This window comes from Streptosporangium sp. NPDC049078 (assembly GCF_040648855.1).
Taxonomy (GTDB): Bacteria; Actinomycetota; Actinomycetes; order Streptosporangiales; family Streptosporangiaceae; genus Streptosporangium.
Window position 1 is genome coordinate 183,542 of sequence record NZ_JBEZEL010000013.1, and the last position, 25,826, is coordinate 209,367.

Genomic DNA, 25,826 nt, shown 5'->3' on the forward strand with positions numbered 1-25,826 from the left:
TCCCTCCACTATGGTTTTGGTTATGGCCGACTTCGAAGCTGTGACGAAAGCCGTCGTTCCCGCAGCGGGTATGGGCACCCGTTTTCTCCCGGCGACCAAGGCGACGCCCAAGGAGATGTTGCCCATCGTCGACAAGCCCGCGATCCAGTATGTCGTTGAGGAAGCCGTCTCCGCCGGGCTGCTCGACGTCCTCATGGTCACCGGGAAGAACAAGCGTTCCATCGAGGATCACTTCGACCGGGCCCACGAGCTCGAGGAGATCCTGGAGGCCAAGGGAGACGACGAGCGACTCTCCCAGGTGAGAGAGCCCGCCGACCTGGCCATCCTCCACTACGTACGGCAGGGCAAGCCACGCGGCCTCGGCCACGCGGTCCTGTGCGCCAAGCAGCACGTGGGCGACCACCCCTTCGCCTGCCTGCTCGGCGACGACCTCATCGACCCCCGAGACGAGCTACTCAAGCGCATGATCGAGGTGCGCGGCACGTACGGCGGCAGCGTGATCGCCCTCATGGAGGTCCCCCAGGAGCAGGCCTCCCTGTACGGCTGCGCGGCCATCGAACCCACCGGCGAGGACGACGTGGTCAGGGTGACCGACCTGGTGGAGAAGCCCCCGGTGGACGAGGCACCGTCCAACTGGGCCGTCATCGGCCGGTACGTGATCGACCCGGCCGTCTTCGAGGTCCTGGAGAACACCCCGCCGGGACGCGGCAACGAGATCCAGCTCACCGACGCCCTGCGGACCCTCGCCGGGCGCGGCAACGACCAGGGCGGCCCGGTGCACGGCGTGCTGTTCAGGGGCCGCCGCTACGACACCGGTAACAAGATCGACTACCTGCGTACGGTGGTGCAGTTCGCCGCCGAACGCCCTGACCTGGCGCCGGAGTTCATGCCCTGGCTCAAGGAGTTCCTGGCCTCGCGATGAGCTCCATGAAATCAGTCGACGACCACCTTTCCGACATCCTGGGCACCGTGCGGGTGCTCGCCCCGCTGGAGTTGGAGCTGGAACGGGCACAGGGCACCACGCTGGCCGAAGAGGTCACGGCCCCGATCCCGTTGCCCCCCTTCGACAACTCCGCGATGGACGGCTACGCCGTGCGGGCCGAGGACGTCGCGGACGCCCCGGTGACGCTCCCGGTGATCGACGACATCGCGGCCGGAGACGGCCGAGTACAGGCGATCGGCCCCGGCATGGTCATGCGGATCATGACCGGGGCCCCGATGCCCGCCGGGGCCGACGCGGTGGTCCCGGTCGAGTGGACCGACGGCGGCACCGCGCAGGTCACGATCAGCCGCCCCGCCGAGAAGGGGAACGCCGTCCGCAGGTCCGGAGAGGACGTGCGGGCCGGTGACGTCGTCCTGCCCGAGGGCACTCCGATCGGGCCCGCCCAGCTCGGGGTGCTCGCCGGTGTCGGCCGCCGCAGGGTTCTCGTACGGCCACGCCCGAGGGTGGTCGTGATCTCCACGGGGGCCGAGCTGGTCGAGCCCGGACTGCCGCTGGGAGACGGCCAGATCTGGGAGTCCAACAGCTTCACCCTCGTCGCCGCCGTCCGCGAGGCGGGCGGCGAGGGCTACCGGGCGGGGATCGTCGGCGACGACGCCGCCGGCTTCCTCGACCAGCTCGACGCGCAACTCCTGCGGGCCGACCTCGTGATCACCAGCGGCGGCGTCTCGATGGGGGCGTACGAGCCGGTCAAGGAGGCGCTCGGCCCGCTCGGCACGGTCCGTTTCGAACGGGTCGCGATGCAGCCGGGCATGCCCCAGGGCTTCGGCGTGGTCGGCGAGGACCAAATACCGATCTTCGCGCTGCCCGGTAACCCGGTCTCGTCGTTCGTGTCGTTCATGCTGTTCGTCCGGCCCGCGCTGCGCAAGATGAACGGCCTGCCCGACGAACCCACGCCGACCGTACGGGCGGTCACCACGAGCCCGATCCGCTCACCCGCCGGCAGGCGCTCCTACCTGCGCGGCGTGCTCGGGCGCGACGGTACGGTCGGCCCGGTGCGCGGGCAGGGTTCCCACCAGCTCGCCGCCCTCGCCTCGGCCAACGCGCTGATCGTGGTGCCCGAGGACGTCACCGAGCTCCCCGAGGGCGCGGACGTGGAGGTCATCCCCCTGTGAACGAGCGGGAGCGGAACCTTTGAACGAGCAGGACCGTGGAGGTCGCCTCTCCCCGAACGAGCGGGAGCGGAGCCTACGAACGAGCGGGGAGCGGAGCGAAGTGACCGGATTCACCCACATCGACGAGACCGGCGCGGCGCGCATGGTGGACGTCTCGGCCAAGGACGTCTCCGTTCGTACGGCGACCGCGACCGGCAGGGTGCTGCTCTCCGCCGAAGCCGTGGCGCTGCTGCGCTCCGGCGAGGTCCCCAAGGGCGACGCGCTCGGCACCGCGCGGATCGCCGGGATCATGGGCGCCAAGCGGACCCCCGACCTGATCCCGCTCTGCCACCCCATCGCGCTGCACGGGGTGAAGGTCGAGCTGACCGTGGCCGACGACGGCGTGGAGATCATGGCGCGGGTCAAGACCGCCGACCGTACCGGCGTCGAGATGGAGGCGCTGACCGCGGTCTCCGTCGCCGCGCTCGCCCTGATCGACATGGTGAAGGCGGTCGACCCGGCGGCGGTGATCACCGATGTCCGCGTCGAGGAGAAGACCGGCGGCAAGACGGGGTTCTGGACCCGCCCCTGAGCGGCCGGACCCCCGAGATCCTGGGAGAATGAGCCCATGAGAGCTCTGGTGATCACCGCCTCCAACCGGGCCGCGGCGGGGACGTACGAGGACACCTCGGGGAAGCTGCTCGCCGAGCTGCTCACGGCGGCCGGATGCGACGTGGACGGCCCGAGGGTGGTCCCCGACGGCGATCCGGTCGAGGCGGCGCTGCGCTCGGGGGTCGCCGAGGGGTACGACGTGATCGTCACCACCGGCGGCACCGGTCTGACCCCTGCGGACCTCACCCCGGAGATGACCCGGCGGGTGATCGAGAGGGAGGTCCCGGGCATCGCCGAGGCCATCCGCCACGTCAACCGGGACAAGGTGCCCACCTCGATCCTGTCCCGCGGGCTCGCCGGGCAGGCCGGCGGCACGTTGATCGTCAACCTGCCGGGCTCCTCGGGAGGGGTACGCGACGGTATGGGGGTGCTGTCTCCCGTGCTCAGGCACGCCGTGGACCAGATCAGGGGCGGAGACCACCCCCGCTGACCCGTCTGCCCGGCTCACATGGCACGACGGGCACTCTTGGGGGGATGATGGAGGGCGTGGATCGACTTCGTGGCTGGCCGGTGACCCTGACGGAAGGCCCGGTAGGACTTCGGCCGCTGCGACTGCGGGACGTACGCGTCTGGCGGGAGTCGCGGCTGCGCAACGCGAACTGGCTTCGCCCCTGGGAGCCGAGCAACCCGGAAACCCCCCTCTTCAAGACCGGTCTCGGTCCCTACGTCTCCATGGCCGGAACCCTGCGCAGGGAGGCCAGGCAGGGGCTCGCACTGCCGTGGGTCGTCACCTACGAGGGCGCCTTCGCAGGACAGCTCACGGTGGGCGCCATCGTCTGGGGTTCGGCCAGATCGGCCCAGATCGGCTACTGGGTGGACGGCGCGCTCGCCGGTCGCGGGATCATCCCCACCGCGGTCGCGCTCGCCGTCGACCACTGCTTCTTCACCACCGGGTTGCATCGTGTCGAGGCCAATATCCGCCCAGAGAATCATGCAAGCCGCAGAGTGGTTGAAAAGCTAGGTTTTAGGGAAGAAGGGGTCAGACGTCGACACTTGCATATTGATGGCGCCTGGCGCGACCACATCTGCTACGCGCTCACGGTCGAGGACGCGCCAAGAGGGCTGCTCGTACGGTGGCGACGGGACCGTGAGGCAGCCGCCCACGGGGGCACTCCCCACGAAGAGGTTTGAAGATCTCGCGACACACCGCATCGAATGCTCGTCAAATAGTGACACGCGGTCTTACGGTGCGTGACATGAGCAGATTGAGGACGCCGGGAGACCACCCCTGTCCTCACGCTGCCCGGAGGTGGTCGTGAGCAGCGGTGTCGTCCTCTATCTGGCCATTGTCGTCATGTGGCTGTGCGTGCTCGTGCCCATGTGGCTGCACCGCGACCGCAACACCCTCCCCGAGACCCACAAGGACGCCGAGCCGTACGCCTACGACGAGCGGGTGATCGACGAGGACTCCGCCGAGACCCTCGCCGAGCCCCTGCCCGTCCCCTCCGCAGCCTCGTCCTCTCCGCCTCCTTCGTCCTTGGAGGGAGATGACGCCGCGTCGTCCGGTGCCGAGGAGGTGCGCGGCGCCGAGGAAGCCTCTGCGGGCGTCCAGGCCGCGTCGGAGCCCGCGGCCTCCGGGACCTCTGTGGCCTCCGGGGGCGCGGCGACGCCCGCCGGACCCTCGGCAGGTAAGCCCGCGACCGGCAGGGCCGCCACCGGCGGCGGTGTCTCCGAGCGTCGCCGTGCGGAACTTCGCCGCAGGGGCAAGCAGGTGGCCAAGCGCAGGCGCCTCACACTCTGGTGCGTGCTGCTCCTGCTCGCCTCCGTGGTGACGGCCGCCGTCCAGATCATCCCCTGGTGGGGCGTGGCGCCCTCAGTGGTGCTCCTGGGGATCTACATGGCCATTCTCAGGGTCACGGTCCAGATCGACGCCGAGCGGCGCGTAGCCATCGCTCAGGCCCACGCGGAACGTGCCAAGCGCGCCCGCCGCCGCGCCGCCCTGCTGGAGGCCCAGCGCCCCGTGGCCGAGATCATCGACCTCGCCGCGCTCCGCGACGAACTCTTCGACCAGTACGCGGAGACACCCCGCCGCGCGGTCGGCGACTGACCCGCGCTCCGGATGGCGCGAGTGCCCTTGGAAGTTTGCTAATCTAGTCCACGTCTTGGGGATGTAGCGCAGTCCGGTAGCGCACTTCGTTCGCATCGAAGGGGTCAGGGGTTCGAATCCCCTCATCTCCACCCAGGTCAAAGGCCGCTTCCGAGAGATCGGGAGCGGCCTTCTGCGTTGCTGAGTGACTACGCCTCACGGGGTGGCTGCGGCTCCCCAACCGTCGTACTTGGCGTGATACCGAGCCGCCAGGTCGTCGAACAGGTTGCCCGTCTCCCGCACGAAGTCAGGCGAGATCACTGCGGTCGTTTCACAGGTCACCGGCCAGCTGTCCGGATGCTCCGGGGAGGGCTTCCCGATCTCGGGACGCAGGCCGTAGCCGGCGCCGTTGGCCTCCTTGGCGATGCTCTGAGCGGCATCGAAGGTCGGGGCGTACAAGTAGAAGTCCACATGACGAGGCTGCTCAAGATCAGCTCCTGCCTTGGTGAGCTGATGCATCACCATCAGGTCCTTGTACTTGATCCCAAGCTCTGGTGACCGCTCTTCCAGATCAACTTGCTCATGCTTCTTTCTCCGGAACGGCCACATGCGACATCCTTCGTAATCTTGTTCGGATTGGCGATCATAGTCAGTCCGGGAAAAGCTGGTCCATGGCCTCAGCTCCTTCCAGCACGGGAACCTGGCCACCGCCGGCGATCGTCACGGCCTTGTCGGTTCCTCGAACAGGTGTCCAGGAAACGTTTCAACCGAAACACTTCCTGGACCACATGTTCCTGGTGGTCATTTGCGATGGCGGCCGTTTCGGCCGAGACGCGTTTGGACGAGTGCTCATGCAACGTGTCTTACATGCCCGACGAGATCATCTGCTGCTGACCTGCGGGAACGGGGCAACAACCCCGGATGATGCCGGTGTCGTCCGCGCGCGGGTGGACGACACCCGGACAGCTCGGCCGCAGCGGTGGCGAAGCCGGGCCGGTCATCTCCGGCCGGTCTCCTTGACGGACTTGAGTACGGCGTCGGCGATCGAACGTGGGTCGACGCCGAAGTGCTCGCGTACGGACTCCCGGGTGCCGGAGAGGCCGAACCCGTCGGTGCCGAGGGAGGTCCACGGCCGATCGATCCACGGGCTGATCTGATCCGGCACGGCGCGCATCCAGTCGCTGACCGCGATCACCGGGCCCTCGGTCCCGACCAGGGCCTGCCGGAGGTAGGGCACTCCGGTGGAGGTCATCGCGTCGCGGCGCAGTTCGCTCCACGAGGTGACCGACCAGACGTCGACTCCCACGCCGTGCTCCTCCTGAAGCAGCCGCTGCGCGGCCAGTGCCCAGTGGATCGCGGTGCCGCTGGCGAGCAGGTGGGCCTGGCCGCCGCCGGAGGAGTAGCGGTAGATGCCCTTGAGGATGCCCTCGCGCACGCCCTCGGGCATCGCGGGCTGGGGAAGCGGCTCGTTGTAGAGGGTGAGGTAGTAGAAGACGTCCTCGTCGTCGGGCCCGTACATGCGCCGGAGCCCTTCGCGCACGATCTCCGCGACCTCGTAGCCGAAGGCGGGGTCGTAGGCCAGACACGCGGGGTTGGCGGAGGCGAGCAGCTGGGAGTGCCCGTCGGCATGCTGCAGCCCTTCGCCGGTCATCGTGGTCCGTCCCGCGGTGGCGCCGATCAGGAATCCGCGGCCGAGCTGGTCGGCCAGCGCCCACATCTGGTCGCCGGTCCGCTGCCAGCCGAACATCGAGTAGAAGATGTAGAACGGGATCATGGCCTCGCCGTGGGTGGCGTAGCTGGAGGCGGCGGCCGTGAACGACGCCATCGATCCCGCCTCGGTGATGCCCTCGATCAGGAGCTGGCCGTCGACCGCCTCCTGGTAGGACAGCAGCAGATCCCGGTCGACCGACTCGTAACGCTGGCCCAGCGGAGAGTAGATCCTGGCGGTGGGGAACAGTGACTCCATGCCGAAGGTCCTGGCCTCGTCGGGCACGATGGGCACCCAGCGGCGCCCGGTCTCCGGCTCCTTCATGAGGTCCTTGACCAGGCGGACGAAGGCCATCGTGGTGGCCACCGGCTGCTTGGACCCCTTCTCCAGGGACTGGAACGGCCGCTCGGCCGGCGCCGGCAGCGGCTGGTGGGAGACGGTTCGGCTGGGGATGGGTCCGCCCAGGGCACGGCGGCGCTCGGCCACGTAGCGGACCTCGGGCGAGTCGGGCCCGGGGTGCAGGTACGGCGGCAGGTCCGCGTCGAGTGCCTCGTCCGGCACCGGCAGTCCGAGCCGGTCGCGCAGCGCCCGGAACTCGTCCTGGGTGAGTTTCTTCATCTGGTGGTTGGCGTTGCGCGCCTCCACGCCGGCCCCGAGGGTCCACCCCTTGACGGTCTGTACGAGGATCACCGTCGGCGCGCCGTGGTGGTCGAGGGCCCGGCGGTAGGCGGCGTGCACCTTGCGCGGCTCGTGGCCGGCCCGTGAGCCGCCGACGATGCGCCGCAGGTCCTCATCGGAGTACGGCACGTCCAGCCCGTGGAACAGATGTTGCCTGATGTAGGCCCCGGTCGAGGTGGCGAAGGTCTGGAACTGCCCGTCCGGCATCTCGCCCAGCCGGGACACCAGCTCGTCCGAACCGAGCAGCCCGTCCCATTCGGCGCCCCACAGTGCCTTGACGACGTGCCAGCCCGAGCCCCTGAAGACGCCTTCGAGCTCCTGCACGATGCGGGTGTTGCCGCGCACCGGCCCGTCGAGCCGCTGCAGATTGCAATTGATCACGAAGGTCAGGTTGTCCAGCCCTTCGCGGGCGGCCAGGGTGATGGCCGCCGTGGACTCCGGCTCGTCCATCTCGCCGTCGCCGAGAAAGGCCCATACGTGGCTGAGCGAGGTGTCCTTGATGCCGCGGTTGTGCAGGTAGCGGTTGAACCTGGCCTGGTAGATCGCGTTGAGCGGCCCGAGGCCCATGGACACCGTGGGGAACTGCCAGAACCCGCGCATGCTCCGCGGGTGCGGGTACGACGGCAGCCCGCCCTCGGGCTCGCGCCGGAACAGGTCGAGCTGGCCCTCGGTCAGCCGTCCCTCCAGGAACGCGCGGGCGTAGATGCCCGGGGACGCGTGGCCCTGGAAGTAGACCTGGTCATGACCACCGTGGAAGAAATGGTTGAACCCGACCTCGTACAGCCAGGCGGCCGAGGCATAGGTGGCCAGATGGCCACCGAGGCCGAGCCGGCTGCCCCTGGTGATCATCGCCGCCGCGTTCCACCGGTCGTAGGCCGCGATCCGCTCCTCCAGTTCGAGGTCACCGGGGTAGCCGGGCTCCTCCGACGTCGGCACGGTGTTGATGTACCGGCTGCTCGTGGCCAGCCGCTTCAGCAGGTACTCGGCCCGTTCGGGGCCTGCCGCCCGGCGGACCGCCTCCAGCGATTCCAGCCATTCCGTAGTCTCCTGCGGGTCAATGTCCTTCTCCATGCCACCATTAAACACCCTATGATCGATCATCGGGTGTTTCCATCTGCCATCATGGGACCCATGAAACCTGTCGTGCGGCTCCCGCTTCGTGATCAGATCCGGCAGGCCGTACTCGACGGCCTGATCAGCGGCCGATGGGGGCCCGGTGACCGCGTGGTGGAGCGGCGCATGGCGGCGGAACTGGGCGTCAGTCAGGCTCCGGTGCGCGAGGCGCTGCGCGAGCTGGAAGCGCTCCGGCTCGTCGAGTCGTCGCCGCACAAGGGCGCACGGATCCGCCGGCTCACCGGGACCGACCTGCGCGAGATCTACGAGGTGCGGGCGGGCCTGGAGGAGACGGCCGTGCGGCTGCGTTATCCGCCCGTCGAGGCGCTGCAGGTCCACCTCGCCGGCCTACAGCAGGCCGCGGCCGCCTCCTCCATGGTCGACCAGGTACGCCACGGCGTCGCGTTCCACCGCGAGATCGTCAAAGCCTCGGGCAATGACGTGCTCCTGGCGGTGTGGGAGTCACTCGGCATCGAGGTGTGGACGCACCTGTCTATACGGCTGTTCCGGATGCGGCCTTGCGAGAACGCCGCCGACCACGAGCCGCTCATGGCGGCGTTCGAACGCGGGGACCCCGACGCGGGGGCTCTGCTTCGCGACCACATTCTCGGCTACGCACCGCTCAACTGACCACATCTGGTCTCCGCTCCTCGATCTCGATGACGTCGTCCAGTGCGCGTATCGACGGCACGCTTGACCGGGCACCAAGGCTGACGTGGCGGCGTGACAAGCAGCCGGAAACGGAGGACGGCAGCTTAAGCGGGGCCTACTCCGCCCGAGAGTCCTGTCCGACGAGAGTAATCCGCGGCATGTCGTAGAAAATCCCTCCTGGTCCGGGCCCGCGCCCGGCGGAGGCGTCGCGGTGCGCGCCGGTCGGGGCGGTGACCACCGCCTGGGCCAGGGGCCGACACTTTTCCGCGCAATTCTTCGGTGACACCGAGGGCGCGTCGTATCCGTATTTGTGATCCGGCCGCTCGTTGACCGCCGGCGCGGTAGCAGCGGCCAGCCTGCTTACCTTACGTAGCTTAACGACCTTCAAGCGGCTGACCAGCTTAGTTCGCTTGACGACCCCAGATAACGATCGTAGTGCGTGCGCCACCACGTTTTCGGCCTGAAGCCCCTCCGACGCCGGGCTCGCCGGAGCGGGGCCCCTGGTGAGCCGATAGTCGATCAGTTCCTCGGCGGACTGTAAGCACTGGGAAACGATCATTGCGTGTTCGGGAAGCGATCATCGAGCCCTCGGATTCGCACAGCTCAGCCGTACTCGTGAACGCCCCACCAGGGGCTGTTCTTGAGTTAGCTCAGGAACGGTTGACGAGATCCCGTCCGATCGCTTGATCGGGCGGGATCTCATCGTTTCCGAGGCCCTGTGGCCGCTGGGTGGGCTGATCTCGGCTCGTGCGGTGGCCTTGGCGGAGGGCGCTGGTAGTGGTGGACAGCTGTGAGCGCGTGTGGGACCGGCCGGTGGGTGTGCACAACCCAACCGCACTGGCGAAGCAGTGGCGGCCGAAGCGGCCACTACCAGCCCTGAAAGCGAAACCGCCGCTGGTGCGCGGCTGGCCGTCGCGCTGCGCCGGGCCCTGGCGGTTTCGGCCGGTGGCCGACCGGCGCATCGACCTGATCCCACTCGCTCCGCTTTCCCGGGATCCGGTATGAGCCTGACCTGCGGCGGTCGGCGCCGCCATTTCCGGCCAGGCGTCTGGGGGTGTTTCGGAAGTCGGTGGTGCGCCTGATTGGCCGGCCCGGCAAAACAGCCCCGCCCCCTCGTCTTGATATCGCCGATCGGTTTTCGGAACGTTCTCGCGCCGATCGACCTTTCCCCCCCTGTGAACCGAAAGGTCCTTGACGAACCGGCAGGGAGAACAAAGGCGTCGCCGCCTGCGGGTGGGCCGTCTGACCTGGAAACATCCTGCAGGCATGAGATTTCCCGCAGGGTCGCTGAGCAAAGAGGGCCTTTTCCGGGACAGCGGACCTTAGCTGAGAAGAGTCCGGTGCGGGGAGCGTCGATCCTGTTTCGCCTGGAAAGAACGATCGCTCAGCCACCGTCTTCCTTCATCTTGGGGCCGGGGGGCACCGACACTTGCCTGACCCTTACCGCAGGGCCTCTCCGACTCTTACAGAAAGATCGGTGACCGTAGGGGCAGAGGCTTCGCTTGTGCTATGGCACCTCCCGTGTCTTTAACGCCGAAGGGAACGTGGGCCTCCATCCGTACCGTCGTGTGATCATCATCGTATTACGGAAAGGTATACGCGCCGATCATATTCCGTTTGCTCCATTTACAAGCCGGGCCGCTGGCGGCATCCTCGGATGCAAACGAAACCTTGTCGAGCACGTCGCGAAGCAGAGAAATTCCGGAGGTCGTGCCGGAGATATGCCTCAACCTGGAGTCCCAGTTGTCGCACATTCGCCGTAGCCGTAGCCGCAGCCGGTGTTTTCGTCGCGTCATCGGATAGGCGTGAAAGAGCAGCTCATGGATATTGAGATCTCCGTATCCGAACCAGATTCGGTGGATGCCGCGAACGATCTGTATGAATGGCTGGTAGAGGAACCCGAGTTGGCAGGCCGGGTGCGCCTCCTCGATACTCCGCCGGCCCCGGGCACACTCGGTCCTCTGGCCGAGGCACTGCGGATCGCGCTTGAGCCGGGCGGAGCGGTGACGGTACTGGCCACGGTCCTGATCGCCTGGCTGCGATACCGGACGGGCAAGGTGACGATCACGATCGTCAACAAGGACGGTGAGTCCAAGGTCGACGTACTCGCCGAACGGGTGAAAGCCCTTGATGCCGCAGGTGCCCAGACGCTGGCGGCGGAAGTCGTTCGAGCCGTGGAGGGCCCGGGACGTGGCGTGGAGGCCGTCCGGGCCGTCGACGGCCCGGAACCCGACGCGAGAGGTGTCTAGGATGCCGGGAATGCTCACCGGCCCCGGCTCCCGGGCGCTGCTGATCGGATCGTCCGCGCATTCCCCCGAATCCATCCTCCAGTCGGTCCCTTCGGTCATCGAGACGGTCACGGCGCTCGCCGGCCGCCTGGTGGAACGCGCGGGGCTCGACCCGCTGAACCTGACCAGGCTCACCGATCCCCCGGATCCGAACGCGATCGGTGCCGCCCTGGTGTCGGCGGCGGAATCGGCCTCCGACGTGCTCTTCCTCTACTACGTGGGTCACGGTCTGATCGGCCCGAACAAGGAACTGCACCTGGCGACGCGGGCCACCGTCGATCTGAGGCGCGGAGTGGCGGCCCACCAGGCGCTGCCGTTCTCGACGGTGAGGGAGGTTCTCTCCCGCTGCCGGGCCCGGCTCATCGTCATCGGCCTGGACTGCTGTTTCTCCGGCAGGGCGTCGGGGCCGGTGGGGGCGACGACGGACGAGGTGTTCGAGACGACATGGCGGCACGGCACCTACCTCCTCGCCTCGGCGAGCGGGCAGGAGAGCGCCTGGGCCCGCCCGGGAGAACCGCACACCGCCTTCACCGGCGAGTTGATCCGGCTGCTCACCGAAGGAGACCCCCGAGGCCCGCGCGAGTTCACCCTGGACGCCCTCTATCGCTCCCTGGACCGTTCCCTGGCCGAGAGGAGACTGCCACGGCCACGCCGCCAGGCCACCGATAACACCGACATGCTCGCGCTGGCGCCCAACCCCGCCTACCGGGCCCCCGTTTCCCCCGGCCTGCCACCCGAGGCCGGCGGCCTGGACGGCTTCAGCCCTTACCAGGGACTGACCGCGTTCGGCCCGGAGGACGCCCATCTGTTCTTCGGCCGGGACGAGCTCGCCGGGGTTCTGCGAGCCCGGGTGCTGGACGTCCCTCCCGCCGACGTCCCGCTCGCGGTGGTGGGGGCCTCGGGTGCTGGAAAATCGTCCCTGCTGGGAGCGGGACTGGTCCCGGCCCTCCGGCAGGCCGGCCGCCCTCACCTGTTGATCACCCCGGGCGACGATCCCCTGGGAAGGCTGGCCGAGCGCCTGTCTCGGCTCCCGGCGGAGTCGTCCCACGCCGTGCCCGGCGCGATCGCGGCGACTCCGGGCGCTTTCTGTGCCGTGCTGCGAGGGCTGCCTCGCGAGTCCGGCAGGCCGGTGGTGATCGTCGACCAGTTCGAGGAGGTGTTCACCGCCTGCGCTGACGAGAGCGCGCGGCAGGCTTTCATCGAGACGATCTGCGCGGCCTGTCGCGGGGACGAAGGGCAGGAGCCCGCGGCCACCGTCGTCATCGGTGTACGCGCCGACTTCTACGGCCACTGCAGCCGATATCCCCGGCTGGTGGCGTCTTTGGAGCATCCCGTCGTCGTCGGGCCGATGACCGCCGACCAACTGCGTGACGTGATCGAAAGACCCGCACGACTCTCCGGGCTGGCCCTGCAGGACGGTCTGGCGAATCTCCTGTTGCGTGAGCTCGGCGCGACCAGCGCCACCATGTCCGCGAGCGCGCGGGCCTCGCTTCCCCTGCTCTCGCACGCGCTGCTCGCGACCTGGCAGTATCGCGAGGGACAGGTACTGACGCTGGCCGGATACCACGCCACCGGCGGCATCGACCACGCCATCGCCGCCAGCGCGGACGCGGCCCTTTCACGGCTCGACGACGAGGGCAAGAGGACGGCGCGGCGGATCCTGCTGAGGCTGGTGTACCTCCAGGAGGGCACCGAGGACACCCGGCGGGTCGTCGCGCTGCCCGAACTGTTGCCACCGCCGGTCTCGGCCGCTCACGCGTCCACCCGGCGGGTGCTGGACGAGTTCGCCGCCGCGCGCCTGATCACTGTCGGCGAGAACACCGTTCAAATCGCCCACGAGGCGCTCATCCGAGCCTGGCCCCAGCTCGGGGAGTGGATCGACGCCAACCGGGCGAACCTCATGATCCAGCAACAGCTCGCGGAGGACTCCGCGGCCTGGGACCAGCACGACCGCGACCCCGCGTACCTCTACACCGACACCCGCCTGGTCGCGGCGCGCAAGGTCACGGCCGAGTTGGAGCAGGGGGATCTCCAGCCGCTGGAGACGGCCTTCCTGGAGGCCGGCATGCGGCTCCGCCGTCGCCGCACGCGGATCACCCGCCAGGTGATCGCGGCGCTCTCGGTGCTCCTGCTGGTCGCCACGGTGGCGGGGGTCGCGGCCTTTCTACAGGCAAGGGCCGCCCAGAAGCAGCGCGACGACGTGACCTCGCAGCGAAGCTCCGACATCGGCAACCGCCTCACGGACAGGACGCTGGGAGCCCAGCTGATCCTCGCCGCGTACGGTATCAGCGCGACCCCGGAATCCCGGGGAGCGCTGCTGTCGACCGCCTCGCGTGCCGCGCCGACCAGGATCATCGCCGACCACGCCCAGGCGTACCAGGTCGCGTTCGACCCCCGGGGCAGGAACATCGCGGTGGCGTACGCGGATGGCACGGTCGAGATGTGGGACGTCCACGATCGGAGCAGGCCAACGAAACTGGCGGAGCTGAAAGTGGACTCCCATCCGGCGACCGGGGTCGCGTTCAGCCGGGACGGTCGCCTACTCACCACCACCTCCGCCGGTAACGTGGCCCGGCTCTGGGACGTCACCGTCCCCAGGAGACCGAGGATGACGGCCCTGGTGACCGGGCATCGGGGGACGCTCAACGGCGTCACCTTCAGTGCCGCCGGGACCATGGTCACCGCCTCGGATGACAAGACGGCGAAACTCTGGAGTGTCGCAGACCCAGGCCGCCCCGAGCTTCTCTCCACACTGGAAGGCCACGAGGCCGGGTTACGGAACGCCTCCTTCAGCGCGGACGGGCGGTTGCTGGCCACGGCCTCCAACGACCACACCATCAGGCTGTGGGATGTTTCGGACGGTAGGCGGCCCAGGTTTCTCTCCACGATCAAGGGTCATATCAACGCGGTGAGCCATGTCTCCTTCAGCCCTGACGGGAAAACCCTGGCCAGCGCGTCAGAAGACTGGGGCATGTCTCTATGGAACGTGTCGCGCCCGGACAGGCCCGTGAATCTGAGCACTTCCTATCCGGCCAAGGAACGCCTCTACGGGGTCGACTTCAGCCCTGACGGGTCAATGGTCGCCGCCGCCTCGGCCGACAACCTCGTCTACCTGTGGAACGTGTCCGACCCGAGGAAGCCTCTGCTTCTCTTCTCGTTGGGCAGTCACCTCGCGGAGGTGCAGGATGTGGTCTTCAGCCCGGACGGGCACACCCTGGCGACGACCTCCTCGGACGGCGCGACCCGCCTGTGGAACCTGAGCACCCCCGGGGTGCCCCTGGTCCTGCCCACGCTCAGGGGGCACCTCGACGCCGTCACGAGCCTGGCGTTCAGTGCCGACGGACGGATCGCCGTCACCGGTTCCGTCGACCGTACCGCCCGCCTGTGGAACGTCTCGGACTTCCGGAAGGCGACGTTCCTGGCCAACGTGCGGGAGGAGAGCAACACCATCGATGGGGTCGCGCTAAGCCGCGACGGGAAGCTGCTGGCCACGGCGTGCGGCTGCGGACTGGGGCGATTGTGGGACATCGCCGTTCCTGCGAAACCCCGGCTTCTGGCCACGCTCAGGAGCAACGCAAGCAGGGCCGACGCCGTGGCGTTCGCCCCGGACGGGAAGCTGCTGGCCATAGCATGCGGGTGTGGTTCGGTCGAGCTGTGGGACCTGTCCGTGCCGGCCAAGCCGAAACTGCTGTTCGACAGGCGTATACACGGCGATGCCGCCTGGGACATCACCTTCAGCCCGGACGGGCGATACCTGGCCACCGCGTCCGCCGACAGGACCGTAACGATATGGGACGCCTCGAACCCTCGGCGTCTCTCGATGCTCTCAAGGATCACCGCACACTCTGTTGACGTCAGTTCCGTGGCCTTCAGCTCCGACGGTACCCGCATGGCCACGGCGTCCAACGATGGAACAGCACGCATATGGGACGTGTCTCTTCCCTCCAAGCCACGGCAACTCTCCGAGGTGCGTGGCCATTCGGCGGCGGTGAAGTCGGTGGCCTTCGGCCCGGGTGATCGCATGCTGGCGACCGCTTCCGCCGACCAGACGGTGCGTCTGTGGGAGGTGGGCGACGCGACCAGCCCAAGATTGTGGGCGGTCCTGTCGGGCCATTCGGGAACGGTGTACAGCGTGCTGTTCCATCCCGGGACCGGGACCCTCGCCACCGCCTCGGGGGACACGACCGCCCAGTTCTGGAGTGTCGATGTCGCGCTGGCTGAGAAGAGGATCTGTGAGACTTCGGGTATCCCTATTACCAGGGAGGAATGGCGGCAATACCTTCCGGGCACCCTCTACACTCCGCAGTGCGGTTAATGGCGCAGAGCTTCCTCTGGTGAAGGATCGTGAGCAGGCTCCGTTCACCGTTGCTGATCTTTTGTAGGAAGACGCCGGATCGGGTTCCGACTGCTGAGGCGCTGTGGACAGTCGGGCGAAGTCTTCGCCCCCACTGCTCGCGCGCCACAGCGTGTTGCGCGGCTCATTACCGACCTGCAGATTTGTCCTGGCTTGCCGCTACCCTTCCCGCCATGACGATCATATTCACGGCCCAATCCGCTGGAGCCGATGAAGACCTGGAGGGTGAATGCCTGTCCGCCGGAGGCGCGTACGGGACAGTCCCTCCAGTACGGGACCCTCGCGATCAGCTGGATCGCGGCGGTCAGATCGTGGCCGATCAGCCCGGACTGCCCCTCGGAGTCGGCGTACAGCACGGGCCGTTCTCCCGACGCCTCCCCACACAGGAGGAACGTCCCGCCCGAGCCATCACCGGCAACTGCTTCAAGCGCATCACCGGACGCCAGCCTCACCGCTTCGAGGTGATCGGTGCGGGAAATGTCGAAGTCGAACGGCCATGCCAGCAGCTCGGCGGCCGCCGGAGTGCGGTGGATGAGATCGAGAAGGGGATCCGGACGCGACACGAGGAGCACCGTAACAGCTCCTGGCCCTCCTCAACCGCTGGGAAACGATCACTTTCGTTCCGGGAAGCGATCTCCGGAAGGGCGCTTCGCCGCAGGCCAGACCTACTCGTGAACGACCCACCAGATCGAAAAGCCCGGTTCCTGATCATGGAGCCGGGCTTTTTCGCTGAGCCCTTTCGTTCTCACCAGCCCGTCTGTCAGGAGCTTCGTTGCGCCATTAGGCGAACACCGCTTGAGGCGATCACGATCAGGTCATCGACCCGAGCGCGGGGGACCCGACCTCTTCCCCGTTTCTCCGCTGCAGGAAGTGGAGCTCAATGGGAGCGAGCAGAGCGGCCATTTGTGTATCAGCGGCGCCACTGGTCGAGGAAGTGGTCGTTGGCGACGGTGACGAGCAAGGCGATCAGGATGGTCCGGGCGACGACGGCGTTGGCGCCGATGCGTTCGCCTGGTGTGTCCACGACCGGGCCGAGTGCCGGTTGCGGGAAGGAATCGAGAACCGAGCGGGTGTGGGGGAGCGACGGTGAGGGTGGCGCTGTAGCCGTACCCGGGGTGGTCGTTTCCGGCGGAGCGGTGCCGGCCTGCGGTGATCTCGAGGGATCACACGCGGGGATAGTCGCTGGTCAGCGTTGGGGGGTGCTGCAAGGCGTCTTTGGCGGCGGAGGTAGCTTGGGAATATGGGGGACGCTGAGCAGCGGCTCGTCACCGAGTCACCGAGCGGCCGCCGAGACCGGCGAACCGGTTGCCGGGGACGCCCTCGACGGGGCGGTCATCCATGTCGCATGACCGGCGGCACACTCTCGATGACGTAGGGGAATCCGGAGGTCTGACCATGTGGTCACAGACCAAGGACGCGAGCGTCGTTCAATGCTCGAAATGCGGGCGGAAGAACCGGCTGCCCAGGGTCGCCTCGGGAATCCCGCGGTGCGGCGACTGCCACCAGCCGCTTCCCTGGGTCACCGAGGCCGGGGACGACGACTTCAGCGAGGTCGTCGAGGCGGCCAGGGTCCCGGTGGTCGTCGACTTCTGGGCACCGTGGTGCGGCCCGTGCCGCATGGTCAGCCCGGCGCTGGAACAGGTCGCGGCCGATCTTGCCGGTCGCCTGAAGCTGGTGAAGGTGAACGTGGACGAAGCGCCCCGGCTCTCGGAGCGCTTCACCGTACAGGCCATCCCGACCCTTGTCGTGATCGATCAGGGCAGGGTCCTCACCCGGCGATCGGGCGCGGCACCGGCTCCCGTCCTGCGCGAATGGGTGGACCATGCGCTGGCCGGCTGAGCTTCGCGAGACGCCGGACCCACAGGGGGCGTACCCGCGGCTGAGCGACGCGCAACTCCAGGCGCTGGCTCCGCACGGTGAGCGGCGCCGCGTCCGTCGGGACGAGGTCCTGTACGCGGAGGGTCTTCCGTGCACCGAGTTCTTCGCGATCCTGGCCGGCAAGGTGGCGACGGTCGAGGGATTCGGAACCGACGATCAGGTGATCGGTGTCCACGGGGCTGGCCGGTTCCTGGGAGAGCTCAACGTGCTCACCGGCCAGGTGGGCTTCGTCACCGGTGTGGTGGCCGAGGACGGCGAGGTTCTCGCCGTGCCGGCGGACGCGCTCCGCCATCTGGTCGCCGGGGATCAGGCACTCGGCGATCTCATCCTGCGCGCCTACCTCATCCGCCGCACGATGCTCATCGGACTGGGGGCGGGCTTCCGCATCATCGGCTCCCGCTTCGCGGCCGACTCCCGGCGGCTGCGGGAGTTCGCGGCACGCAACCGGCTGCCGCACCGGTGGATCGACCTGGAGCAGGACGAGGAGGCGGAGCGGTTCCTGCGGAGCATGGGCGTCACCCCGCAGGAGACCCCGGTCGTGATCTGGGGTGGCGAGAGGGTGCTTCGCAACCCGAGCAACGCGGAGCTGGCCCGGGCGGTCGGGCTCCTCGCACCACGGGTGCAGGAGACCCGATGCGACCTGCTCGTCATCGGGGCGGGGCCGGCCGGGCTGGCGGCGGCGGTCTACGGGGCGTCGGAGGGTCTTGCGACGATGGTCCTGGACGATGTCGCGACGGGCGGTCAGGCGGGCACCTCCTCGCGGATCGAGAACTACCTCGGTTTCCCGTCCGGGATCTCCGGCGGTGAACTGGCGGAGCGTGCGGCGATCCAGGCCGGCAAGTTCGGCGCGGGTTTCTGCGTCCCCGCGCAGGCGTGCGGACTGCGCCTGGACGCGGGTGATCACATCGTCACGGTCGGGGAGGGCGGCACGATCCGCGCGCGGACCCTGATCGTCGCGACCGGCGTCCGCTACCGGAGGCTCGATGTCCAGAATCTGGAAAGGTTCGAGCCCACGAGCGTCTACTACGCGGCGACCATGTTCGAAGCCCAGATGTGCGAGCAAGATCCGATCGTCGTCGTGGGCGGAGGCAACTCGGCCGGCCAGGCCGCCCTGTTCCTGGCCCGGCACGCCGCCTGCGTCCGGCTGCTCGTGCGCGAGGACGCGCTGTCCGCGAACATGTCCCGCTACCTGGCCGTCGAGATCGAACGGCACCCTCAGATCCAGGTCATGCTGAACACCGAGGTCCGGGAGCTGATGGGAGAGGAGAGGCTCGCCGCGGTCGTCGCCGAGAACAACGTCACCGGCGAGCGTTCCACGATCGAGGCCCGCGCGATGTTCATCTTCATCGGCGCGGAGCCGTACACCGCCTGGCTGGCCGACGAGATCGCGCTCGACCCGCGGGGCTACATCCTGACGGGCGCGGACGCCACCCGGTGCGGCAAGGAAGACACGCCCGACTCCGCCGGCCGGCCGTTTCCGCTGGAGACGAGCAGGGCGGGCGTGTTCGCCGCCGGGGACGTGCGGAGCGGGTCGATCAAGCGGGTGGCCGCGGCGGTCGGTGAAGGCGCCATGGCCGTACGGCTGATCCACGACTACCTCCAGGCCGGAGAGTGACTCCGGGCCGGAAGGAAGGAGACCTCCATGGCTGTCATGGCGGTGCCGAGATTCGAACGTTTCTTCCGCAGTGCCGCAGGTGTCGATGTCGACAAGGACGACCTCCGGCGCTACGGCGACTTCGTGAACGACAAGCTCCACGACCTTCTGATGATCGGCCAGGCCCACGCGAAGGCGAACCGTCGCGACATCGTCGAACCCTGGGATCTACCCGTCACCAAAGGCCTCCAGGAGAGCATTCACCGGTTCCGCCTCCTCGATGAGGACATCGAGCTGAAACCCATCCTGGAGCAGCTCGCCGCACTGCCTCCACTCGACCTGTCGATCGGTGAGGAGACCGTCGGCCGCCTGCCCGAGATCGTCGGAGGCCTGTCGGTGGCACTGGCTCAGGCTTTCAAGATCGTGGATCCGGACGTGAAGAACCCCGCGACCGAGCAGTGGGAGCGCACGACACGTGTCTTCGACCTGCTGCTCTGAGGCGGCCGGGACGGCGTCGGCGATCAGCCGGGAACGGCCCGCCCCGGACGCCCGGTGAGTTCAGCGCCGGCCCCTTCCCGCGGCACGGCCGCGGCGAGCGAGGAAGGAGGAACGAAACGTTGACCTGCTGTACGGCGTAGAACCTCTCGCCCCGTCGCCGACGGGTAAGGCGATCCTTCGCGATCAACTGCATGCGAGGAAATCATGAGAGCAATCGTGTACAACGGACCTCGACAGGTAAGCGTCGAGGAAGTCCCGGACGCGCGCATAGAGCGGCCCACCGATGTCCTGGTTCGCATCACCGCGACCAACATCTGCGGGTCGGACCTGCACATGTACGAAGGCCGGACGGACTTCGAGACGGGCCGCGTCCTCGGTCACGAAAACCTTGGCGAAGTGGTCGAGGTCGGATCGGCCGTCGACCACGTCCGCGTCGGCGACGTGGTCTGCATCCCGTTCAACATCTCCTGCGGCTTCTGTATGAACTGCGAGAAGGGCCTGACGGCCTACTGCCTCACCACCAATCCCGAGCCGGGCATGGCCGGGGCGGCCTACGGCTTCGCGGACATGGGGCCCTACAACGGCGGCCAGGCCGAGTTGTTGCGCGTGCCGTACGGCGACTTCAACTGCCTCGTCCTCCCGGGCGACGCGAAGGAGAAGCAGAACGACTACGTGATGCTCGCCGACATCTGGCCGACCGGCTGGCACGCGACTCAACTCGCCCAGGTGGAGGCGGGCGACTCGGTCGTGATCTACGGAGCGGGGCCCGTCGGGCTCATGGCCGCCTACTCCGCCACGCTCAAGAGCGCGAGCAAGGTGATGATCGTCGACCGCCACCCCGACCGGCTCGCCAAAGCCGAGGAGATCGGCGCGATCGCGATCGACGACTCCCAGTCGCCGCCGGTCGATCAGATCATGGAGCTCACCCAGGGCCGGGGAGCCGATCGGGGCTGTGAGTGCGTGGGCTACCAGGCACACGACCCACAGGGGCACGAGCATCCCAACATGACGCTCAACAACCTCGTCAGATCGGTCAAGTTCACCGGAACCATCGGCGTCGTCGGCGTCTTCATCCCGTCGGACCCGGGCAGCCCGGACGATCTCTTCAAACAGGGCGAGATCGCCTTCGACTACGGCATGTTCTGGTTCAAGGGCCAGATGATCGGCAACGGTCAGTGCAACGTGAAGCGCTACAACCGGGCGCTCATGACACTCATCCACGAAGGAAAGGCCCACCCGTCCTGGGTCGTCTCGCACGAACTGAACCTGGACGGCGCGCCGGACGCCTACGAGCACTTCGACCGGAGGGATCTCGGCTGGACCAAGGTCGTCCTCCATCCCGGCGAGCTCAACTGATACATGGCGCCAGAACCACCGCCGCGAGTGCGCACGCCACCACGGCGGCCGGTCCCGAGCGAAGGCCGGCCACCGTGATGACGCGTCCGTCGCCGGAAGGGTTCCTGTCGAAGGGGGGATGACTATGGGCGACGCTCGCGCGCTCAAGGACAAGCTGTTCGAGGCGTTCAACGCCCACGATCTGGATCGTGTCCTTCAGTGCCACAGCCAGGACGGGGTCCTGGTGACTCCGGAGGGCGTCGCGGAAGGGCACGACCAGATCGCCTCGTTCTACGAGGAGGTCTTCAAAGGGTTTCCGGACCTGCGTATGACGGTGTGGCACACGGTGTTCTGCGCCGATCCCGTGGTGACCGAATGGATGCTCACCGGCACGCATAACGGGCCCTTCATGCTGCCCTGCGGGGGTGTGCTGGACGGAACCGGCCGTCCCGTCGCCGTTCGCGGCACCAGCACCTGCTCCGTCGGCAACGACAAGATCCTCTCTCATCGGATCTACTACGACCAGCTGGAGCTGTACAGCCAACTGGGTGGCGAACTCGTCTTCGCCGATCGCTCATCATCCGTCGGCCAGGGACGGTCGTCGCCCGGCGGCTGAGGATTCGATGTCGCCGCCGTTCACCGGTACGGCATTGCGGCGTTTTCGGTGACCTCCTCTACATGCCGGATGATCGCCAAGCGCCACTTGGCCTCACGATCGGGCGAGGGCTGGGCCGAGACATGTGGATTTCCATAGTGGGCCGGATGCCGAGGCGTCAATGATGATCGTCAGTTTTGGAACCACCGGTGCCTGCTCGGGCGCCGTCACACACCGCTTGGCGTTGTTCGGCCGTCAGCAGGTTCGGCGCGGGATGCGAAACCCGTCGCGGACGGCCATCCAGGCGAAGTACGCCTTTTGTGCCTGAATCTGCTGGTGTCGTCGGTTTTGTCGGAGGGAAGGAGACGGTAGGAGCGGGGGCGTCGGCAGATCGGGGCCGCCTGCGGCGTGCGCACATACCATCGCAACCTGTGTCAGGGGGGCATGATGATCAACAAATTCGCCCGTGCGCTCGGGTGGACCAGCCTCGCGCTGGGCGCGGCGCAACTGGCGGCGCCACGCGCCGTGACCCGCCTGTGCGGCGTCGACGACGCGCCCGAGGCCACGACCGTCGCCAGGCTCGTCGGCGGGCGCGAGCTCCTGCACGCCGCGCTGCTGCTCGGCGCCAAGAACCCCGCCCAATGGGCGTGGAGCAGGGTCGCCGGCGACACGATGGATCTCGGCGTCCTCGGCAAGGCCGCCGCCAACCGCACGGGCGCCCGCCGCATCCGCGTGCTGGCCGCGCTCGGCGCGGTCGCCGGGATCACCGCCCTCGACGTCGCCTGTGCCCGGGGCGGCACCTCCAAGGCCAAGGGCCCACTGCAGGTGCGCGCCTCCATCACCGTCAACAAGCCGCGCGAGGAGGTCTACCGCTTCTGGCGGGACCTGGAAAACCTGCCCTCCTTCATGGTGCACCTGGACTCGGTGCGCACCATCAACCAGCGCCGCTCCCGCTGGAAGGCCAAGGGCCCGATCGTCGACCTGGAGTGGGAGGCCGAAATCATCGACGAGCGGGCCGGCGACCTGATCGCCTGGCGGTCGGTGCCCGGCACCGGCGTCTCCACCGCCGGCCTGGTCAGCTTTACCGACGGCCCCGGCGGGCGCGGCACCGTCGTGGACGTCTCGCTGGAGTACGGCGCGCCCGGCCACAAGCTCGCCGCCGCCGTCGCCCGGATGTTCGGCGAGCACCCCGAGGAGCAGGTCCGCGACGACCTGCGCCGCTTCAAGCAGGTCATGGAGACCGGCGAGGTGGTCCGCTCCGAGGGCAGTCCCGAGGGTCACCGCGCTCTGCGCCGGCTCCACCAGCGTCCCGCACAACCGATCGGAGGACGGGCATGAAAGCCAACGTGTGGATGGGCCGCAACCGCCTGGAGATCCAAGACGTACCCGACCCGCAGATCCTCAACGCGCGCGACGCGATCGTCCGCGTCACCTCCACCGCGATCTGCGGCTCCGACCTGCACCTCGTGGACGGCTACATCCCGACCGTCAAGAAGGGTGACGTGCTCGGCCACGAGTTCATGGGCGAGGTCGTCGAGGTCGGTTCCGGCGTGCGCGACCTGCACGTCGGCGACCGCGTCGTGGTGCCGTTCCCGATCGCCTGCGGTGCCTGCTTCGCCTGCGAAGAGGGCCTCTACTCCGTGTGCGAGAACTCCAACCCCAACGCCGGGATCGCCGAGAAGCTGATGGGCCACGCGCCCGCCGGCATCTTCGGCTACTCCCACATGCTGGGCGGCTTCCCCGGCGGGCAGGCCGAGTACGTGCGCGTCCCGTTCGCCGACGTCGGTCCCATCAAGGTCGAGGACGACCTGCCGGACGAGAAGGTGCTGTTCCTGTCGGACATCTTCCCCACCGGCTTCATGGGAGCGGAGATGTGCGACATCAAGCCGGGCCAGACGATCGCGATCTGGGGCGCAGGGCCGGTCGGGCAGTTCGCCGCGGCCAGCGCGTTCCTGCTCGGCGCCGACCGGGTCATCGTCATCGACCGCTTCCCGTACCGGCTCAGGCGGGTCCAGCGGACCGGTGCCGAGGTCCTCAACTACGAGGAGGTGAACGTGCTGGACGCGCTGCGCGACATGACCGGCGGGCGCGGTCCGGACGCCTGCATCGACGCCGTCGGCATGGAGGCCCACCATCCGACTCCGGCCGTGTACGCCTACGACCGCACCAAGCAGGCCGCCCGGCTGGAGACCGAGCGCCCGTACGTGCTGCGCGAGGCCATCATGGCCTGTCGCAACGGCGGCGTGGTGTCCGTCATCGGCGTCTACGGCGGATTCGTGGACAAGTTCCCGATGGGCGCCCTCATGAACCGGTCGCTGACCATCCGCACCGGCCAGTGCCATGTGCAGCGCTACACGGAGCCACTGCTGCAGCGGATCCGCGGAGGCGAGATCGATCCGAGCTTCGTCATCTCGCACCGGATGCCGCTCAGCAAGGCGCCGCACGCGTTCGAGCTGTTCAAGAACAAGCAGGACGAGTGCAACAAGGTGGTCCTCACTCCATAACGCCGGCCTTCGCGGCCCAGAGCCGGTTCCACCCGATCTCCGCGGTGGCTCGCCGCTCCGTCAGGTAGGCCTCCAGGAAGGATCGGGCCGGATTCTGGCGGTAGGTCTTCGAGGAGTCCGGATGCAGAAGTCAGCGGTGGAGCCGATCATGGTCGGTTACCGCAGATAGTGACCGATTACCTGCGACAAGGTCGAGGTCGTCCTGGGAGAACCCCCGCCGCGGCACCGGCGACTCCTGCTGCTCATCTGCGATAGAGCAGGGGAGGGTGCCATGGGGTCTCGACCGCCTGCGGCCGCCGTCGGCCGCTCCGCTGCTGGGGGTGCCACCGTGGCCCGACTCGGTCACGCCGCCGGGCGACTCCAGTGGCCGGCTGACGACAGCCGAAACCCCGCCCGTTGATCGCGCTCGTGCTCGGCGCGCCGGGAGTATCGTCGTTCCCTTCTCACCCTGTCCCCGCGCTCGGTGATCACCAGATCGCCGAGCGAGGGAAGCGATCTTGACCTCGGCCCTCCTGCTCCTGGACCGGCGATGCCGATCGGGCTGTGCCGACACCGGGATGCGACCCCGCCGTCTTCGGATCGTCCTGGGCGAGGCGGCGTGCTGCCGTCGCCCCGCCCGCCGTGAATCGGGGATCAGGACGTGGTCGAAGACCGTCCGCCCAGGTGCCGGGCCAGGAAGCGCTCAAGCGTGCGATACAGCTCGATGTTGCTGTCCGAGTTGACGAACCAGTGGCCCTCGGCATCGTTCAGCAGGTACTCGACCTCGGCGCCGCGGGAGCGAAGCGCGTCGACGACGCGGTCGGAGTGGCGGCGGGCGACGCGAACGTCGTTGGCGCCGTGGATCAGCAACATCGGTGCGGTGATGTCGTCGACCCGGCTGATCGGTGAGCGGGCGTGATGGATCCTCGTGGTCGATGGGTGCGGGCACCCCTGAGTCCAGCCCCCGACGTCGCGTCATACTCAAGAGCACACGGAATGATCTGAGTCACAGAGGCCCGCCGGCGAAGCGCCTCGGAGTCCGATCAGGCCCCGTCGGGCCGGGCCAGCCGCTGCTGCACCCGGCGCAGAACGCGGTGCTGCACGGGCCTGAGAGTCAGTTCGTTCAGTTCGTCTATCAGCGCCAAGGCCTGCGCGTCGAGCGGGGACAGAACGGCCAGCCGCGCCATCACCGGCTTGAGGTGCGCGACCAGCTCGTCGATCAACGATGCGACCTCGTCGTCCGGGGTGTCAGGGGCGAGGGCGTAGAAGCGCGCCGTCAGCGGCGCGGATGTGGACATGACGTCATTCGCCGTACCGAACAGGGCGGCGGCTCCTGCCGGGCCGTCGTTGCCGAGCAGATGTCCGAGCAGGATGAGCTGTTCGTGCTCGTAGCGGGCCATGTCCGCCGGTATCCCGGCCGCCGGGGCGGAACGCCATGCCGAAAGCCCCGGCGGCAGGTCGGGTGGGGCGCCGCTGCGGCGCAGCGCGGCGATGCCGACCCGGCGGGCAGTGAGCCGTTCGATGTCGGCGGCGGCTTGGCGATCGAGCTCGTCGAGCAGCTCTTCTGCGGCCGCCGGATCGTCCAGCACCGCGGGTAGTGCGGACAGCGGTACGCCGAGAGCGGTCATTCTCGTGATGCGCAGGAGCCGGACGAGGTGGCCGACGTCGTAGTTCCGGTATCCCCCGGCCGAGCGTGGTGGCTCGGGCAGCAGCCCGATCTGGTGGTAGTGGCGCAACGTGCGGACGGTGACGCCGGCCAGTTCGGCGAGCTCACTGCTGAGCATTCGGACGGCTCCTTTGATTCCAGGCGCGTGAGACGATCACAGCCGGCAGCACGAGGCTCCGGCGACGCCGACCCC

At 68.3% G+C, this 25,826-nt stretch carries 20 protein-coding genes, 1 tRNA gene and 1 pseudogene; 17 read left to right on the top strand and 5 right to left on the bottom strand.

Going from position 1 to position 25,826, the window contains the following annotated elements:
- Nucleotides 1-22 precede the first annotated feature (22 nt).
- The 7 genes from galU to AB0B90_RS23370 all read left to right on the top strand — a co-directional run bounded on the left by galU (nucleotide 23) and on the right by AB0B90_RS23370 (nucleotide 4,944).
- Nucleotides 23-922: a UTP--glucose-1-phosphate uridylyltransferase GalU gene (galU, locus tag AB0B90_RS23340; RefSeq protein ID WP_362924704.1), complete on the top strand. Its 900-nt coding sequence runs from the start codon at nucleotides 23-25 to the stop codon at nucleotides 920-922.
- A 5-nt stretch (nucleotides 923-927) separates the two neighbouring features.
- Complete coding sequence (gene glp, locus AB0B90_RS23345) at nucleotides 928-2,115, top strand: gephyrin-like molybdotransferase Glp (protein WP_362924706.1); 1,188 nt, start codon at nucleotides 928-930, stop codon at nucleotides 2,113-2,115.
- 100 nt (nucleotides 2,116-2,215) lie between these two features.
- A complete protein-coding gene (moaC, locus tag AB0B90_RS23350; RefSeq protein WP_362924708.1) occupies nucleotides 2,216-2,686 on the top strand; it encodes a cyclic pyranopterin monophosphate synthase MoaC in 471 nt (156 codons plus the stop codon).
- Nucleotides 2,687-2,722: 36 nt separating this feature from the next.
- Nucleotides 2,723-3,196, top strand: a complete 474-nt coding sequence (locus AB0B90_RS23355) for a MogA/MoaB family molybdenum cofactor biosynthesis protein (RefSeq protein ID WP_350945523.1) — start codon at nucleotides 2,723-2,725, stop codon at nucleotides 3,194-3,196.
- 47 nt (nucleotides 3,197-3,243) lie between these two features.
- Nucleotides 3,244-3,897 carry a GNAT family protein gene (locus AB0B90_RS23360; protein ID WP_350945798.1) on the top strand — a complete coding sequence of 218 codons (654 nt, stop codon included), beginning with the start codon at nucleotides 3,244-3,246 and terminating at the stop codon, nucleotides 3,895-3,897.
- A 124-nt stretch (nucleotides 3,898-4,021) separates the two neighbouring features.
- The gene (locus AB0B90_RS23365) at nucleotides 4,022-4,813 is read left to right on the top strand and encodes a hypothetical protein (RefSeq protein WP_362924711.1); all 792 of its coding nucleotides are present in this window, start codon (nucleotides 4,022-4,024) and stop codon (nucleotides 4,811-4,813) included.
- 57 nt (nucleotides 4,814-4,870) lie between these two features.
- A tRNA-Ala gene (locus tag AB0B90_RS23370) sits at nucleotides 4,871-4,944 on the top strand.
- A 64-nt stretch (nucleotides 4,945-5,008) separates the two neighbouring features.
- Here AB0B90_RS23370 and AB0B90_RS23375 read toward each other — a convergent pair.
- The gene (locus tag AB0B90_RS23375) at nucleotides 5,009-5,401 is read right to left on the bottom strand and encodes a ribonuclease E inhibitor RraB (protein WP_362924713.1); all 393 of its coding nucleotides are present in this window, start codon (nucleotides 5,399-5,401) and stop codon (nucleotides 5,009-5,011) included.
- A 388-nt stretch (nucleotides 5,402-5,789) separates the two neighbouring features.
- Nucleotides 5,790-8,249: a pyruvate dehydrogenase (acetyl-transferring), homodimeric type gene (gene aceE, locus AB0B90_RS23380; RefSeq protein ID WP_350945501.1), complete on the bottom strand. Its 2,460-nt coding sequence runs from the start codon at nucleotides 8,247-8,249 to the stop codon at nucleotides 5,790-5,792.
- A 60-nt stretch (nucleotides 8,250-8,309) separates the two neighbouring features.
- Between aceE and AB0B90_RS23385 the strand changes: the two genes are divergently transcribed.
- The 3 genes from AB0B90_RS23385 to AB0B90_RS23395 all read left to right on the top strand — a co-directional run bounded on the left by AB0B90_RS23385 (nucleotide 8,310) and on the right by AB0B90_RS23395 (nucleotide 15,545).
- A complete protein-coding gene (locus AB0B90_RS23385) occupies nucleotides 8,310-8,921 on the top strand; it encodes a GntR family transcriptional regulator (protein WP_362924716.1) in 612 nt (203 codons plus the stop codon).
- A 1,841-nt stretch (nucleotides 8,922-10,762) separates the two neighbouring features.
- Complete coding sequence (locus AB0B90_RS23390) at nucleotides 10,763-11,191, top strand: hypothetical protein (protein ID WP_362924718.1); 429 nt, start codon at nucleotides 10,763-10,765, stop codon at nucleotides 11,189-11,191.
- A gap of 1 nt (nucleotide 11,192) precedes the next feature.
- Nucleotides 11,193-15,545 carry a hypothetical protein gene (locus AB0B90_RS23395; RefSeq protein ID WP_362924720.1) on the top strand — a complete coding sequence of 1,451 codons (4,353 nt, stop codon included), beginning with the start codon at nucleotides 11,193-11,195 and terminating at the stop codon, nucleotides 15,543-15,545.
- Between the two features lie 44 nt (nucleotides 15,546-15,589).
- Here AB0B90_RS23395 and AB0B90_RS23400 read toward each other — a convergent pair whose 3' ends face one another.
- The gene (locus tag AB0B90_RS23400; RefSeq protein ID WP_350945497.1) at nucleotides 15,590-16,156 is read right to left on the bottom strand and encodes a hypothetical protein; all 567 of its coding nucleotides are present in this window, start codon (nucleotides 16,154-16,156) and stop codon (nucleotides 15,590-15,592) included.
- Nucleotides 16,157-16,979: 823 nt separating this feature from the next.
- Between AB0B90_RS23400 and trxA the strand changes: the two genes are divergently transcribed.
- The 7 genes from trxA (at nucleotide 16,980) to AB0B90_RS23435 (ending at nucleotide 23,988) form a co-directional block, all read left to right on the top strand.
- The gene (trxA, locus tag AB0B90_RS23405; RefSeq protein WP_350945496.1) at nucleotides 16,980-17,423 is read left to right on the top strand and encodes a thioredoxin; all 444 of its coding nucleotides are present in this window, start codon (nucleotides 16,980-16,982) and stop codon (nucleotides 17,421-17,423) included.
- On the top strand, nucleotides 17,407-19,077 hold the full coding sequence (locus tag AB0B90_RS23410; RefSeq protein ID WP_362924723.1) for an FAD-dependent oxidoreductase: 1,671 nt from the start codon (nucleotides 17,407-17,409) through the stop codon (nucleotides 19,075-19,077). The genes trxA and AB0B90_RS23410 overlap by 17 nt, the downstream gene beginning before the upstream one ends.
- Before the next feature lie 27 nt (nucleotides 19,078-19,104).
- Complete coding sequence (locus AB0B90_RS23415; protein ID WP_350945494.1) at nucleotides 19,105-19,554, top strand: DUF1931 family protein; 450 nt, start codon at nucleotides 19,105-19,107, stop codon at nucleotides 19,552-19,554.
- Between the two features lie 204 nt (nucleotides 19,555-19,758).
- Nucleotides 19,759-20,910: a glutathione-independent formaldehyde dehydrogenase gene (locus AB0B90_RS23420; protein ID WP_350945493.1), complete on the top strand. Its 1,152-nt coding sequence runs from the start codon at nucleotides 19,759-19,761 to the stop codon at nucleotides 20,908-20,910.
- A 124-nt stretch (nucleotides 20,911-21,034) separates the two neighbouring features.
- Entirely contained in the window at nucleotides 21,035-21,505 is a 471-nt protein-coding gene (locus tag AB0B90_RS23425) for an ester cyclase (protein WP_350945492.1), read from the top strand.
- Nucleotides 21,506-21,931: 426 nt separating this feature from the next.
- Complete coding sequence (locus AB0B90_RS23430; protein ID WP_362924726.1) at nucleotides 21,932-22,822, top strand: SRPBCC family protein; 891 nt, start codon at nucleotides 21,932-21,934, stop codon at nucleotides 22,820-22,822.
- The gene (locus AB0B90_RS23435) at nucleotides 22,819-23,988 is read left to right on the top strand and encodes a zinc-dependent alcohol dehydrogenase (RefSeq protein WP_350945490.1); all 1,170 of its coding nucleotides are present in this window, start codon (nucleotides 22,819-22,821) and stop codon (nucleotides 23,986-23,988) included. The genes AB0B90_RS23430 and AB0B90_RS23435 overlap by 4 nt, the downstream gene beginning before the upstream one ends.
- A 633-nt stretch (nucleotides 23,989-24,621) precedes the next feature.
- On the opposite strand, the pseudogene AB0B90_RS23440 reads toward AB0B90_RS23435, so the two are convergent.
- Both AB0B90_RS23440 and AB0B90_RS23445 read right to left on the bottom strand, forming a co-directional pair.
- Nucleotides 24,622-24,915: pseudogene (locus AB0B90_RS23440) on the bottom strand (prolyl oligopeptidase family serine peptidase); the annotation flags it as partial.
- 95 nt (nucleotides 24,916-25,010) lie between these two features.
- A complete protein-coding gene (locus tag AB0B90_RS23445; protein WP_362924728.1) occupies nucleotides 25,011-25,751 on the bottom strand; it encodes a MerR family transcriptional regulator in 741 nt (246 codons plus the stop codon).
- Nucleotides 25,752-25,826 lie beyond the last annotated feature (75 nt).